The sequence below is a fragment of the Acinetobacter sp. 102 genome (genome assembly GCF_037028485.1).
Lineage (GTDB): Bacteria > Pseudomonadota > Gammaproteobacteria > Pseudomonadales > Moraxellaceae > Acinetobacter > Acinetobacter higginsii.
The window spans coordinates 37,729-52,070 of sequence record NZ_JAZEZK010000013.1; the positions used below are offsets into that span (position 1 = coordinate 37,729).

A 14,342-nucleotide genomic window follows, 5' to 3' on the forward strand; every position below is an offset into this window, starting at 1 on the left:
CCTTATTATTTTATGAATATTGACCCATTAAACAGATTTGCCCTGCCGAACCGACAACACGGACATACTTTTGCATCTGCTCAGTACTGGTTTCAACTCGATTATGTTCTGAAGGAAGTTTAACTGGTTTGAGGAATCGAATATCGATTTGCTGTATTGTTTCAGGCAACAATTCAAAGCTACGTGCAAACACACCAAAGCCATGCAGCACTTTTTGACCAAAGTTTGATAGTTTGGCTAATGGTGTAATCCAATGAATCGGATTAAAGTCGCCTGTTAATAAGGCAAATTTCAAACCATCATCCGCTGCCGCAGACCATTCACCTAAACGCTGCCAAGTTTTATGATCTGCTGTTTCTACACGTTTAGTTTTCTCAAAATGCGGCAGAATAAATGCCATATGCAGCACTGTTTCGACTAACTCAGGTTGTGTGATTGTACCTGTGGTAATTTGCACGGAAACACGCGCTAGTCCATTACGTTCATCGACATTGGCAATCTTGGCTTGGATCAGCAACTTTTGATCTCGTGGAAGCTTGCCATGAATTTTCAGGCTGACGCCCTGATTGATGACTTGACTCAATGGGTAATGAGTTTGCAGCAATAATCGCGTTGCAAACGAAAGTCCCCATTGTGACACCATATGCGGTGGGATGGTGTCTTGATATTTAGTCAGTTCAGCACCACTCCATTGTACATAGTGGTCTATCAATTCAAGGCTTGGTGGGTCAATCACTTCATTCATCGATGCTAATGACTGCCAGTCCACTGGAGCAATCTTTGTTTTTTTAAGACTACGTAAGCCTATTTTTCCAAGTCCTGCCAAAGTTGCCCGATGTTCAAATAAAAATTGCAATGGAATCTGTTGGTAACGAATCGCAAACATATGAAACTCCTGTTCCTTTTATTTTTCTCAGTTCTCAAACCATAGTTGAGTTAATTCTAGTCCTGATTAGACAAGCCTGATATGGTCAAAAATCAATTAAGTTCCAAAATAGAACTCATTTTAATAAAGGTCAAGTGCACTAGTCAGAAATTAACAAAAGTTAATCTCCAATCAAATAATATCATTCAGCAAAAGTCTGCATTAAAAACGTGAAAAATCATTGTTCTTGGTTTAATCTTAAGCATACTGGAAGACTTATCCAAATGCATAGAATCGCTTTGGGCAATTCGCTGTTATTGATGTATGTAAAATTTTATGAGAAACCGAATGGATTCGAATCAAATTCAAAACCTTGTTACACACTATCCCATTGTTAAAGACCTGATTGAACTTAAAGAGACAATCTGGTTTAACCCGTCATTCACCACGCTTGAGCAAGGCTTGCCCTATGTTGGGCTGACACAAGCCGATATTGATGATGCTCGCGACCGTTTACAGCGTTTTGCACCCTACCTCATAGCTGTTTTTCCAGAAACCCTTGCAGCTCAAGGCATCATTGAGTCTGATCTGATCGATATCCCGAATATGCAGCAATCACTTGAAACGCACTTCGAGCAAAAAATTGCAGGCAAACTATGGTTGAAAAAAGATAGTCATCTCCCTATTTCGGGATCAATTAAGGCACGAGGTGGTATCTATGAGGTACTTTATCGAGCCGAGCAGCTTGCGCTACAAGCCAATTTGCTCACTCTTGACGATGATTATGCCAAACTGAATAGTCCAGAATTTAGAGCGTTTTTTAGTCAATACAGCATTGCGGTCGGCTCAACAGGCAATCTTGGTCTCTCGATTGGTATCATGAGCGCACAGTTGGGTTTTGATGTGACCGTGCATATGTCAGCCGATGCACGACAATGGAAGAAAGATAAGTTACGTGCGCATGGTGTAACCGTGATTGAGTACGAACAAGACTACGGTGTTGCTGTAGAAGCAGGCCGAAAGGCAGCATTAGAAAATCCAAATTGTTTTTTTATTGATGATGAAAACTCTAAAACCCTGTTCTTAGGCTATGCCGTTGCGGGTGAACGTTTAAAGAAACAGTTAGATCAACAGCGTATTGTTGTGGATCAAGCACATCCTTTATTTGTTTATTTGCCTTGCGGTGTGGGTGGCGGGCCTGGTGGCGTTGCATTTGGCCTAAAAATGGCTTTTGGCGATCATGTACATTGTATCTTTGCCGAACCTACTCATTCCCCATGTATGTTACTCGGCGTATCAACTGGTTTACATGATGAAATTTCAGTTCAGGACATTGGCATTGATAATATTACGGCGGCAGATGGCCTTGCTGTGGGCCGCGCTTCTGGCTTTGTTGGTCGTGCCATGCAACGATTATTAGATGGTTTTTATACACTGGATGACCCAACCATGTATCGCTTGCTCGGAATGCTCAACCAGTCTGAAAACCTGAAACTTGAACCTTCTGCGCTCGCAGGTATGTTAGGGCCAATTTTAATCAGCAACCATCAAGCTTATATCGATTTGCATCAATTTACTGAACCGCAGTTACAGCAAGCCAATCATATTGTATGGGGAACGGGTGGTGGGATGGTTCCAGCAGAAGAAATGCAAAATTATCTGGCAAAAGCTTAAAGCACTGATTGAACAGCCAAACAGCGCGACGCAAGCCACGCTGTTTGAATACTTATATGATTTACTTAAACGAGTTAAAAACTATATTTAAAGGCAAGTGATATAAAGTCTCTGTCATCAATGGTACTAAAGTCATTTGATCCAAAAAAGTTTTGATACAGAACTTCTGCTGAATATTTTTGTCGAAAGTTGGCCGATACTGCGGCAGCCAGACTCATTTGCCCTTGCTGAAAATTTTGGCTATATCCAGATACATCATGGCGGAAAGTTAAACTGGGTGTAATCACCGTTGCAGGTAAAAGGTCTTGATAACTTAGAGCTGCACGTAAGCGATAACCATATGACCATTCACTAAAGAAACCATCTTTATTGCAATAACGTTCATTCAAACGATCAACAGCATCATTCGGAAGGTTTGCTGTGCCATATGGCGTACACTTAAACTCACCTGTTTCTGAATCATAAGCGCCTGTTGATAATTCACTGCGACCAAAAACCCCAACCCGACCAAAGCGATGATTGCCAATATTGGCGATATGATTCACAGCGAATTCTGCACCCCAAGACAAACCATCTGCTTTTAAAATGCCTGCAATGCTATCAGTGGCGCCAATGGAGAATTGTGTGACTGGCAAGCGGACATATCCTTGCAGATACTCGCCAAACTCAGCAGCAACACCTGCAGGTTTCAGTGGTGTTTCTTTTGAGAGCACCTGAGCATAGACAATATCTGTTCCATTCAGCTGTAAGGGTTGATTGGGTTTATAGCTCAACTCACTGAATAGCTGGGTTGTACCGACCTTTCCACTCAGGCTTAGACCATAGATCTTGATATTTTCAGGATAAATAGAAAAAAAACGTGCCGTTTTAAAGTTTTCAACGCCAGCAGCAGTCACGGCGATACCATCAAAGTTTGCATTTCGATTATGATAGTTGGCGAAATAAAAACCCAATTCAGCTTGATTCAGGCTCGATAAATTTCGTTTCAGTGCAACACCGTATTGCCCACTGTCTTTTGCATAATGACTGGCTGAACGAGGGATATAAGTTTGCGCCTTGGCAGCAGTTTCAGTTAACTTGTCACCCGGTGTTACTGTTAACATAATCGGTCCACAATTTTCGGGAACAAAATCTGAAATTGCAAAAAACGTCCCACAGCCATCTACCACCGACGGTCTAAACTTGAATTGATAGAATCCTTCTAATTTTAAGTTTGGTTGAATCACGGCTTCAAAAGACAACATCTCAACTGGAATTATCCGTTCTTTGGCTTCACTGGCAGGTCGATTAATGGCTGCAAAATCAAAGGCGCTGACCGAGTTCAAGCCATTTTGGAAAAATTGGGATTTCCCCCAATTCAAGCGATGTTTACCCAGTTTTAGCTTCAGAGACTGCTTGGAATCAAATTCGATATTTTTCCAGAGATAGGCATCCCATAACTCGATTCCTTTAAACTTCACCAAGTTTGGCCATTCAGAATCATCGAAAGGTTTTAAATCACCTTGCCCAGTTTCATAGGCATGGTCATACCAATACTTGGCGCTCAACACCGCACCTTGCTGTGCTCCGTTTAAACGAAATTCGGTTAAACCTTTAACCATTTGTGAAATGGCATCCCCGCGATCAAAGTTAGCACGTCCATCATCACCGTTAATATCTACACTCATGCCATTCTTGCCAATATGATTGGCATCGGGTTTATATAACAATGCGGCTGATGGCGCTTGGGTACTCCAACTTGCCCCCAGCGCAATCGTGCTATTGCTCTCTAAACGCCAGTCTTCATTGATTTGATAACTGGCTGCTGAAGCATCTGAAAGTGAACACAGCAATCCCAACAGCAGCGTTGTTTGAGCTAAAATAGCAGTGGTTATTTGTTCATTTGGATGTTTAATATGACAAACCATACCATCTCCATATCGATATGATGTATGAATAATTAACACCTGACCCATTCAGCAAAATGCAATCATTTCAGGTCGTTCTATTTTTGTTTTAAGCAACTGGGCTCAAACCCAGCCTTCCGATGGGTCTTTATGCTTCAAGGCGTGTCGTACTTAAATGCGAAATTAAAGAAATCTAGCCAAACATAGCTCGGCATAAGACAATGTTTTAGGTTGGTTTATAGCAAGATTAATTATGCAATCAGGCTCGGTTGATCGACCTTACAATCCAGTTGCTGAATCAATTGTTCTGCCTGAGGCCATGGACCAAACCCAGATACAGGATTGAGATGCCCGACAGCACCTAAATTAATCAATACACTGCCCCATGTTTTCGCCATTGCCGCCACGGCATTAAAATGCGCTAGTGGATCATTAACACTAGCAGCCACAATACTTGGAAATGGCAGCACTTGATTAGGCAATGGCGACCATCCTGCTTGTCTAAGCATTTTGGGCGAAGGATAATGTTCTGGCCAAACGTCATTCAAGTCAGGTGGTGTCACCAGCAATGCCCCTTGAATAGCGTGTTGATATCGCGCGGCCCAATGTATCGCCATCAGTACCCCTGCGCTATGCGCCACCAGAATCACTGGACCCTGTATTTTTTCCAGTTCAGCCTGTATCGCAGCAACACGTTTTGCACAGTTGAGCTTATCTTCTTGCAAAGGTGGTACTGAACGGACCTTGGCTAAGCGTGTTTCTAAAATGGTTTGCCAATGCGAAGCCACATGGTCCCGCAAACCTGGGATAATTAAAACTGTCGCCTCTGTTTGTATTTTTTCCATCTTTACACCAATCAACCCTTGTTTTGATAAAAATAACGGGGATGCATCACGTCATATTCAACATAGAGGGTCAATAGAGCGACGGATATACATGGCACGACAGGCACTTTTCATTTGATGACAGCACACTTCAAACGATCTCATATATATCAATATGCTTAGCAGAAAAAGTCGCTTCAAAAACAATAATCATCATGCCAACATCAATTTATATAAGCCTTAGTGCTTTTCTAAACAGCATATTTTAGTTATAAATAATGCATAACTAGGAAGGTTATTTTAAAAAATCGGGAGATCAGCATGGTGCCACTCGCCCATACTGCTGTGCTTAAAAATTATTTAGCTGTCAGCCAGCAATTAGACCTGAATCCATACCAACTGTTGTCCGATGCAGGCATCTATCCTGCACAGCTACAAGATAGTGCACAGCGTATTCCCGTAGACAAAGCGGTGACGCTACTGGAACAATCAGCACAGTTAAGTGGTTGTGAATACTTCGGGTTACATATGGCAGAACAACGCCAACTCGCAGATTTTGGTGAGCTGAGTTTATTATTGAGTTATCAACATACCTTGCGTGATGGCTTATACACCCTTGTGCAGTATCGAAATCTAATCAATAACGCATTGGAAATGTATATTGAAGAAGTCGGTCATACCGTCATTATTCGAGTCGAGGTAATTACTGCAGCGACAGAGTACAGTCGCCAAGCGATCGAGCTTGCTTTAGGCATTACCCATCGTTTCTGTGCTGCTTTTTTGCAGAAATGGCACCCTTTGAGTATTCATTTTACCCATGATGCCCCGTATGATACGGCGATGCATCAACGTATGTTTGGTTGTTCGCTAGAGTTTGGCAGCGAGTTTAATGGTATTGTTTGCAATGCAACGGAATTAGATAAAACCAATCCACATGCCAATACTACGATGCTGGCACATGCCAAACGTTTTCTTGAAACGGATCTATTGCATCGTGAAAGTGAATCTTCAATTATTTTTGATATTCGTAAAAGTATTCATCTGCTGTTACCGATGGGACGGGCCACGATTGATCAAGTCGCCCATACTCATGGCATCAACGTCCGAACCCTACAACGCCGACTGGAAGCTGCGCATACCAACTTCAGTGTGTTGATCAACGATGTACGTCGTAATCTGGTTTTTCGCTATCTAAAAAACCTAAATTACTCTCTAGGACAGGTCTCGGACATTTTAGGTTATTCAATGCCAAGTTCATTTACCCGTTGGTTTAGCAGTGAATTTGGTATGTCACCCACCACTTGGCGGAATAATAACAAGACAGTTATGAAGTCCTAAACACAAGGTTTAGAGATCAAAGCCGACTACTTGTCTTTGATCTCGACAGCATATGATGATGAGGTATTGCCCTCTAAAACATCCAATGCATTAACAGTAAAACCAGCATCACCAAGAAAATGGTTTCACCCAGCATCAGTAAAATCGGCTTGATTCCAACAGAAGCCAGTTCCTTCAGTTGTGTTTTCATGCCTAAGGCACTAATTGCAATCACTAAACACCATTTCGATAATTCATTCACCCCTTGTTGTAGCATGCTGGGAACCCAACCCGTGCTATTGATACAGGCAAGAACTAAAAAACCAACGGCAAACCAAGGCAATAAAGGTGGATGTTTACCGGTAGCGTCTCCACCTTGCATACGTGTGATCATTGCCGCACAAATAATGACAGGCAATAACATGGCAACCCGCATCAATTTAACTACGGTTGCAGTATCACCTGTTTCTGGCGACATGCTATAACCCGCTCCAACCACCTGTGCGACGTCATGGATAGTTGCCCCTAAAAATACACCTGCCTGCTGTGGCGCTAGTTCTAACCATCGTGCAATCATCGGATAAACAATCATAGCCAACGTGGACAGTGCAGAAACACCAATGACAGTGAATAGCGTGGCTTTTTCTTTTTGAGGATGTTGAGGAAATGCAGCGGAAAGCGCTAAGGCTGCTGATGCACCACAAATTGCAGTTGCACCGCCGGTCAACATCCCGAAAAGTTTTTTAAAACCCAGAATTTTAGCCGTGATCACTGAAACTGAAATCGTCACGATCACCAATGTGATCACCAGTACAATCGGTTGCCAGCCCAACGCGGTAATTTGTCCTAGCGTAATCCGCATCCCCAACAAGGCAATCCCAATGCGTAACACTGTTCGTGCCGTAAATTCGATGCCTGCTTTACATTGACTTTCACTAGAAAGAAAGTTCAAACCCATTCCCAACAGCAAAGCAAATAACATCACAGGTGCACCATAATGCTCTGAAAGAAAACAGGCTGCTGCTGCAACAACGGTACTGACAATAAGGCCTGGCATCAACTCACGGGTACGCAGACGAAAATCCATGAATTTAGTCATTGTTTTCTCCTGTATCTATCAGGATAAATAGCTGCGCTGCATCGACTTCAACTGGATAGGTCGCCACTTTTAAATGCTTTGAATTCAACATATATCCCGTCGCCAGATCAAAAACCAAACCATGGGCACAACAACGAATCGCTTGCCCTTCTAATTCGCCGCTAAATAAAGACGCACCTTGATGTGGGCAGCGATCCTCAATCGCATAAAACTGTGTACCAATATGAAACAGTGCAATATTTTTCCCCTCAATTTGGAGAAAAGCTCTCGCACCTGATACTGGGATTTTTTCTTGTGGAACCTGAAAACGAATAGTCATTGCCCTTATCCTTGTACCACCAAGGCTTCTAACATGGCTTGATAGAGCACATCGACTGAATGTGCACCAGCCAAGGTCAGGTAACCATCAAAAATAAAATAAGGCACGCCATTTGCTCCTGTATAGGTCGACTGAAAAGACGGGTTGACTTCCGACCATCCACGGCCCTGTTCATTCACCGAGTAACCACATTGCTTGAGAATCCTTTGCAACACAGCGCTATCTCCCAAGTTTTCACCTGCTTCAAAATAGGCAGCAAAAAGCTGTTCCAATAAATGCTCTGCTTGCTGCGCTGTTCCCAGTTTTAAAACGCTTTGAAACAGATGATGCGCTTGAGCCGTATTTGGCATCCATTTGATTTTTTCAAAATGCAGCTCGACACTAACTGTCTTGGCTGCCTGACGCACTTGGGTTTGGCGTTGTTTTACAGCGTCTAAACTGCCCAATCGTTTTTGATAGAACTGTTTGAAATCGACACCCGCTATAGGAATCTCAGGGAGTAACTGCATACCATGCCAATGTACAATGACCTCAACCTCAGGATCACTTTGCTTTAATTGCGCAATTGCAGTCTGTAACTGACGTTTGCCGATCAAGCACCATGGACAAATAAAATCAAAAAAGACATCAATATTTAATTCACGCATCATCATTTTTCTTCCGCACCACTTGAACGAGTGCTGTCTAGATTGGGTAAAACTGCTTGCTCAGTCAGTCGTGCAATATCTTGGTGGTAATAGTTTTTGGCATAGAGAAACACGGCTGCTGCGACCATGCTGACCAAAGGCATCCATTGAAAGGCATGATCTAAACCAATCACATCGGAGAGCTTGCCTATAACTAAAGGACCGAGTGCCAATCCCAATAAATTGTTGGCTAAGGTTAAGGTCGCGAAAGCTGTACTGTGGACGCTGTTATGAGTGAGATTGGCCACCATTGCACTGGATGGGCCATTGGTTCCTAACGCAATAAACATGCCCATGCATATCAGCAACAATTGGGATTTTCCTGCAGGCATTGCAAACGCAATCGAAAGTAGTAAACAGCTCCCGATACAGTAGCCAATTGCTAAACTCACCTTACGATCTGGGCAGTTTTGACCAAAGCGATCACTAAGCATGCCACATAGAATGCTCCCGACCGCACTACACAGTACAATCACGGCGGCCAGTACACCTGCAGAATCAGTATTCATGCCGTAATAACGATTTAAATAACTCGGCATCCACACAATGACGGTGCCGCCAACAAACAGTTGAAAGCCACTACCGATATAGGTTGCGATCACTGATCGACTTGAATAAATCGTGCTTAAACATTGTTTGCTCTGTTGCTGTTTCTGAGTGTTGTTGGATGTTTTGCTGCTTAGATTGACTCTTTTTTCTTTAACCACCATGGGATAGAGCAAAGCCAAGATCAAACCAAACAATGCCATACCACCAAATGCCCAACGCCAGCCAAAATGCTCTGCCATCACACCGCCCAGTGCCATCCCGAGAAATGAGCCGAATACCCCACCTGCCATAAATGCACTGGCCAGCGTAGCTCGCATTTCGCGTGGAAAAATCGCCACTACCACTGCAATGCCAACACTGCCATAAGCAGCCTCACCCACACCGACCATAAAACGGGCCACAAACATTTGCTGATAGTTTTCAGCAACAGCACAACCCAAAGTCGCTAAACTCCATAGCACCGCCATAATGACCAGGCTTTTCACTCGCCCAAAACGGTCGGCCAGTAAGGATAAGGGCAAAGTTAAGATCCCGACCATCAGTGCCACAATGCCGCTTAATAAGCCAAGTTGGCTATCGGTCAAGGCCCATTCAGTTTTAATCAATGGAAATACGGCATTCAGCACTTGCCGAGACATATAGTCTGAAATCAACAAGCCAAATGTCAGCGCAAATACCAGCCACGCATAACGGCGCGGGACATTCGTTGAGGTATCAACATGATCCGTATGCACGGTATATGGATGAGCATCCATAGCAACCTCCTTGTATTGTTATGATTTATATTTTTGATTGCAGTACGTGGCTTGCTATTTGAATACGCTTGCTGCGTACTGCATTTATTGTGACATTCAATCCATTGCTGCTCAGACTTAATGGCGCTGAGGTACACCTTTTTGTTTTGGTTGGCGGTTTGGTGACATACCATTAGCCTGCAAAGTTTCTTCAATACTTTGATATTGCACACCAATCCGATAGATTTCTCGTGCCTCTGGGCCTGTTGCCACTTCACGACCTAATTCATGTGCAATACGTACAGTTTGCTGAATTTGTTGTACAGATGAGAAGCGCTGACCACGATGATCGATAATGGTATCTTCATTACCAACCCGTGCATGAAAACCCATCGCCATCGACATGGTATTGAATGGCAATACATTTTTAAGCAATGATTCCGAAGTCAGGGTGCAACCATCTGGTACACGATGAATAAAATTAAAGAAATTAAATGGATTTGGCCCATCGAATCCGCCGCCAATTCCGATCCAAGTCAAATTCAATGGCCCCATGTATAGGCCATTACGTACCATCCGTTCTAAGGTCTCTAAGCCATGCATTCCAGTGAGTTGAAAATGCGGTTGAATATTATTTTGGCAAAGACGTTTTAAATGCTCTGTGACCCACGCAGGTCCTGCCGGAACGGTCATTTCAGCATAAGCTTCCTGAATTGCAGGATGTGCCAAAGATGTGCCTTCCAAATATTCTGGATAGAGCAACTCCATAATATTCATTTGTGTGGTGTTAATTGCGACCGTGACCTGATCAGGTTTTGGTGTTAATTCAGCCAGCATATGACGGGTATCATCACTCAGCCACAAAGCTGCCTCACCTTCGCTTTCAGGTGCAAATGAAATCGAGCCACCGACTTGAATAATCATCTCGGGTACGGCTTCACGCACCCCTGCGATGAGTTCATTAAACTTGGACAACCGTTTAGAGCCCTTACCATCCAGTTCACGCACATGCAAATGCAGCACTGTCGCGCCTGCCTCATAGCATTCCACCGCTTTCTGAATCTGCTCATCCATGGTCACTGGAATATCTTCGGGAAAGTCCTCTGGCATCCACTCTGGGCCATAGGGCGCAACGGTAATGACCACTTTTTCCATATTTTCTGGGTGCAAAGAATCGTCAAAGAATTGCATGTGCATCTCCTGTTTATAGTTTATAAAACGGTATTGAATTAAAAAGTTTGGATTTGGAATTTAATAGGTTGCATCACCGACGATACCTGCCCGCTCCATTTTGCGATGGCATGGCGGATAATCCATCACTGCATAATGTTGGGTACTTCGATTATCCCAAATAGCGATGCTATTCGGCTCCCAACTCCAACGCACCTGATATTCAGGAATCGCAGCTTGGGTGATTAAGTAACGCAATAGATCTCCTGCACCTGGATTGGCATCTTGCCCAAACCGTACGCGGTCTTTGGTGTGGTAATTACTAAAATGGGTAGTGAATGCATTGACGTAGAGAATCTGCTCACCTGTCTCTGGATGTGTTCGTACGACAGGATGTTCAGCATCTGGAAACTGTGCCTTCAATGCCAAACGTTTTTCGATAGGCATGGCAGCGCCAAAACTGGCTTCGATACTGTGATAGGCACGTAAAGGCGCAATCTTTTCCTTGATATCTTCAGGCAAATTTTCATAGGCCATCACCATATTGGTCCACATGGTATCGCCGCCAACAGGTGGACATTCCACACAACGCAGTACACATCCCATCGGTGGAATTTTGCGCCAGCTGGCATCGCTATGCCATGCATTTTCATACCGATCAATCGGGCTGTCAGGATGTTTATAAATTTGTACCAAACCTGGATGATCTGGATGACTACCCACCGCAGGATGATCCTCCAACGGCCCAAATCGTTCGGCAAAAGCCACATGTTCAGCCCGCGTCATCTGCTGATTACGCAAGAACACCACGCGATGTTTTAGCAATTGCGTCCGAATTTCAGTGAATAGCCCGTCATCATGAATCGCATCGGCTAAGTGGACACCATGTAGTTCTGCACCAATATTGCAAGTTAACTGTTCAATTTGCATCAGAAATCCCTTCAAATCACAAAAATGGATGAACCTATGGTTTTACGTGCTTCCAGATCACGATGTGCTTGTACGGCATCTTCAAGTGCATAGCGATGATTGATCTCGATCTTGATGCGTCCACTGCTGACATGATCAAACAGTTCCTTGGCTAAGGCTCTTTTTTCTTCTGGATCGGCAATATAATCGGCTAAAGCTGGACGGGTGATAAACAACGAACCTTTCATTGCCAGTAACACAGGGTTAAAGTCAGGAATTGGCCCTGATGCGGTACCTACGCAAACCAATAAACCACGGCGTTTGAGTGAGTCTAATGAGGCCATAAAGGTATTTTTGCCCACACTATCAAAGACCACATTGACCCCAATGCCATCGGTCAACTCACGCACCCGTTCAGCCACATTCTCATGGCTATAATTAATCACATGATCACAGCCATAGGCACGTGCTACCGCTGCTTTTTCATCCGTCGAGGTGGTCCCAATCACGTTTAGCCCCAACAGTTTGGCCCATTGCGAAACGATTAGCCCCACACCACCTGCGGCTGCATGTAATAAAATGCAATCGCCTGCTTTAAAGTCATAGATACGACGCATCAGATAGGCCGCCGTTAAACCACGCATGGTCATTGCAGCCGCAGTTTCACAGGAAATATCGTCAGGGAGTTTGATTAATGCATCTGCGGCAATAAGGCGTTCGGTGCTATAAGCGCCAAGCGTATTCAAAAACCCTGTATAGGTGACACGATCACCCACCACAAAATCGGTTACACCGTCACCCACCGCTTCGATAATGCCAGAGGCTTCAACACCTATACCATTTGGTAAGGGAATCGGATAAGTCCCATTGCGGAAATAGGTATCAGCATAATTGAGACCCACCGCTACGTGGCGTAGACGTACTTGACCAACCGCAGGTGCGCCGACTTCGATGTCCTCATAGCGCATCACCTCTGGTGTCCCTGTTCCGTAGAACCGTATCGCTTTATTCAACGTCATTTTCCTGTCCATCTTGTATTTTTATTCAGTGCCGAAGCAATATGACTAAAAAATACAATACTCAGGAGAACGTCGACTTTACTTAACACGACACGCACATCACCTTTGACGACAAATACTCAATCGATAGGATTCTTTTATAGAACGGCGCAAAGCTTAGGGGTTATTTACCAAGCTACTGATTCATGCCTTTCACATGCTCAACGAAATGATGCATATTGGTTGCCCATGTACTCATATCACGATGTGCAACCAGATAGGTATTGATCTGCGCTGTAGCCGAGTCAATGGGATGAATCTTCACACTTTGGGCAAAATGAGATTGCTGTACATAGCTGATCGGTAAAATTGCAAGGCCAACATCGAGACTGACACAGCTGATAATGCCATCTAGGCTGCCCATTTCAATCACATTGGCTGCGGGTAAATGATGGGAAGATAAGAACTGATCAATGGCTTTGCGGTAACTACAACCTTGCTTAAAGGCAATAAATTTCTTTTGAATCAGATCGTCATTTGTAAATCGTTCAGGCATATGCTTTGATGAAATAAGCACCAATTGCTCAGTCCAGACATGTAAATTGAACATCCCATCAATCGGTGCATGATGTGCCACAAATGCACAATCTAGCTTAGATGCATGGACCAAATCAATTAGATCTCGTGTGGGTGCGGTCGATAAGGCAAAAGGAAAATCTGGGCTGTGCTGTTGTAAATCGCGGATCAACACTGGCAGTCGAACCGCAGCCGTGGTTTCCATACTCCCAATCGCTAAAGGAAAATTGGCTGTCAGCTGACTATGGGAAAACGTGTCCAATAGCTCTTTTTGTAGATGCAGCATTTTTTCAGCATAACCATACAGTTGCACTCCAGCTCTAGTGGGTTGAATGGGGTTCTGCCGATGTAGCAACTCGACATTCAACTCTGTTTCCAGTTTTTTGATATGACTGGTGACATTGGATTGTACGGTATAGAGCGTTTTTGCCGCCTCGGAAAAACTGCCTAACTTCACCACCATCATAAAAATTTCTAAAGATTTAATCTGCATCGCCATCACTATTAGAGATAGTTAGTATCAATTCAAATCATTTTACATGATTAATAGCGCTTGTTTAAATAGCTATTCATTTCTCAACACCTAAAGATGGTTCAAACAATGTCTGGTACTAAGCTGTTATTTTTAATCAGTATTTTAAGTTGTTTCAGCTATGCACTCTATGTATTTGACTATAAATTTCTTGCCAAAGCACAACCTCTTGCGCATATGAGTCATAGCGACTAATTGATGGAA

At 43.6% G+C, this 14,342-nt stretch carries 14 protein-coding genes; 3 read left to right on the top strand and 11 right to left on the bottom strand.

Annotated elements, in window-relative coordinates:
- Positions 1 to 10: 10 nt before the first annotated feature.
- Entirely contained in the window at positions 11 to 886 is an 876-nt protein-coding gene (locus tag WA352_RS13880; protein WP_033133045.1) for a MaoC/PaaZ C-terminal domain-containing protein, read from the bottom strand.
- A 327-nt stretch (positions 887 to 1,213) separates the two neighbouring features.
- Between WA352_RS13880 and dsdA the strand changes: the two genes are divergently transcribed.
- On the top strand, positions 1,214 to 2,539 hold the full coding sequence (gene dsdA, locus WA352_RS13885) for a D-serine ammonia-lyase (RefSeq protein WP_033133044.1): 1,326 nt from the start codon (positions 1,214 to 1,216) through the stop codon (positions 2,537 to 2,539).
- A 74-nt stretch (positions 2,540 to 2,613) separates the two neighbouring features.
- Here the strand turns inward: dsdA and WA352_RS13890 are convergent, their stop codons facing one another.
- Together WA352_RS13890 and WA352_RS13895 are read right to left on the bottom strand one after the other, a co-directional pair.
- The gene (locus tag WA352_RS13890) at positions 2,614 to 4,446 is read right to left on the bottom strand and encodes a DUF1302 domain-containing protein (RefSeq protein ID WP_033133043.1); all 1,833 of its coding nucleotides are present in this window, start codon (positions 4,444 to 4,446) and stop codon (positions 2,614 to 2,616) included.
- 230 nt (positions 4,447 to 4,676) lie between these two features.
- Positions 4,677 to 5,270 (bottom strand): RBBP9/YdeN family alpha/beta hydrolase, encoded by a 594-nt coding sequence (locus WA352_RS13895; RefSeq protein ID WP_033133042.1) that lies wholly within the window; start codon positions 5,268 to 5,270, stop codon positions 4,677 to 4,679.
- Between the two features lie 300 nt (positions 5,271 to 5,570).
- Between WA352_RS13895 and WA352_RS13900 the strand changes: the two genes are divergently transcribed.
- Positions 5,571 to 6,587, top strand: a complete 1,017-nt coding sequence (locus tag WA352_RS13900) for an AraC family transcriptional regulator (RefSeq protein WP_033133041.1) — start codon at positions 5,571 to 5,573, stop codon at positions 6,585 to 6,587.
- A 73-nt stretch (positions 6,588 to 6,660) separates the two neighbouring features.
- On the opposite strand, the gene WA352_RS13905 is transcribed toward WA352_RS13900, so the two are convergent.
- From WA352_RS13905 to WA352_RS13940, 8 genes are all read right to left on the bottom strand, one after another.
- Complete coding sequence (locus tag WA352_RS13905; protein WP_033133040.1) at positions 6,661 to 7,665, bottom strand: YeiH family protein; 1,005 nt, start codon at positions 7,663 to 7,665, stop codon at positions 6,661 to 6,663.
- Complete coding sequence (locus tag WA352_RS13910) at positions 7,658 to 7,984, bottom strand: Rieske (2Fe-2S) protein (RefSeq protein WP_033133039.1); 327 nt, start codon at positions 7,982 to 7,984, stop codon at positions 7,658 to 7,660. The genes WA352_RS13905 and WA352_RS13910 overlap by 8 nt, the downstream gene beginning before the upstream one ends.
- 5 nt (positions 7,985 to 7,989) lie before the next feature.
- Positions 7,990 to 8,637, bottom strand: coding sequence for a DsbA family oxidoreductase (locus tag WA352_RS13915; RefSeq protein ID WP_033133038.1), 648 nt, complete (start codon positions 8,635 to 8,637; stop codon positions 7,990 to 7,992).
- Positions 8,634 to 9,974: an MFS transporter gene (locus WA352_RS13920; protein WP_033133037.1), complete on the bottom strand. Its 1,341-nt coding sequence runs from the start codon at positions 9,972 to 9,974 to the stop codon at positions 8,634 to 8,636. Before WA352_RS13920 ends, WA352_RS13915 begins: the two co-directional genes overlap by 4 nt.
- Before the next feature lie 117 nt (positions 9,975 to 10,091).
- Positions 10,092 to 11,144: a 3-keto-5-aminohexanoate cleavage protein gene (locus WA352_RS13925; RefSeq protein WP_033133036.1), complete on the bottom strand. Its 1,053-nt coding sequence runs from the start codon at positions 11,142 to 11,144 to the stop codon at positions 10,092 to 10,094.
- Positions 11,145 to 11,204: 60 nt separating this feature from the next.
- Entirely contained in the window at positions 11,205 to 12,053 is an 849-nt protein-coding gene (locus tag WA352_RS13930; RefSeq protein WP_005315873.1) for a TauD/TfdA dioxygenase family protein, read from the bottom strand.
- Positions 12,054 to 12,064: 11 nt separating this feature from the next.
- The gene (locus WA352_RS13935; RefSeq protein WP_033133035.1) at positions 12,065 to 13,051 is read right to left on the bottom strand and encodes a quinone oxidoreductase family protein; all 987 of its coding nucleotides are present in this window, start codon (positions 13,049 to 13,051) and stop codon (positions 12,065 to 12,067) included.
- A gap of 175 nt (positions 13,052 to 13,226) precedes the next feature.
- Positions 13,227 to 14,105, bottom strand: coding sequence for a LysR family transcriptional regulator (locus WA352_RS13940; protein WP_033133034.1), 879 nt, complete (start codon positions 14,103 to 14,105; stop codon positions 13,227 to 13,229).
- A gap of 102 nt (positions 14,106 to 14,207) precedes the next feature.
- On the opposite strand from WA352_RS13940, the gene WA352_RS13945 reads away from it, so the two are divergent.
- Positions 14,208 to 14,333, top strand: coding sequence for a hypothetical protein (locus WA352_RS13945; protein WP_017402313.1), 126 nt, complete (start codon positions 14,208 to 14,210; stop codon positions 14,331 to 14,333).
- The last annotated feature ends 9 nt before the right edge of the window (positions 14,334 to 14,342 follow it).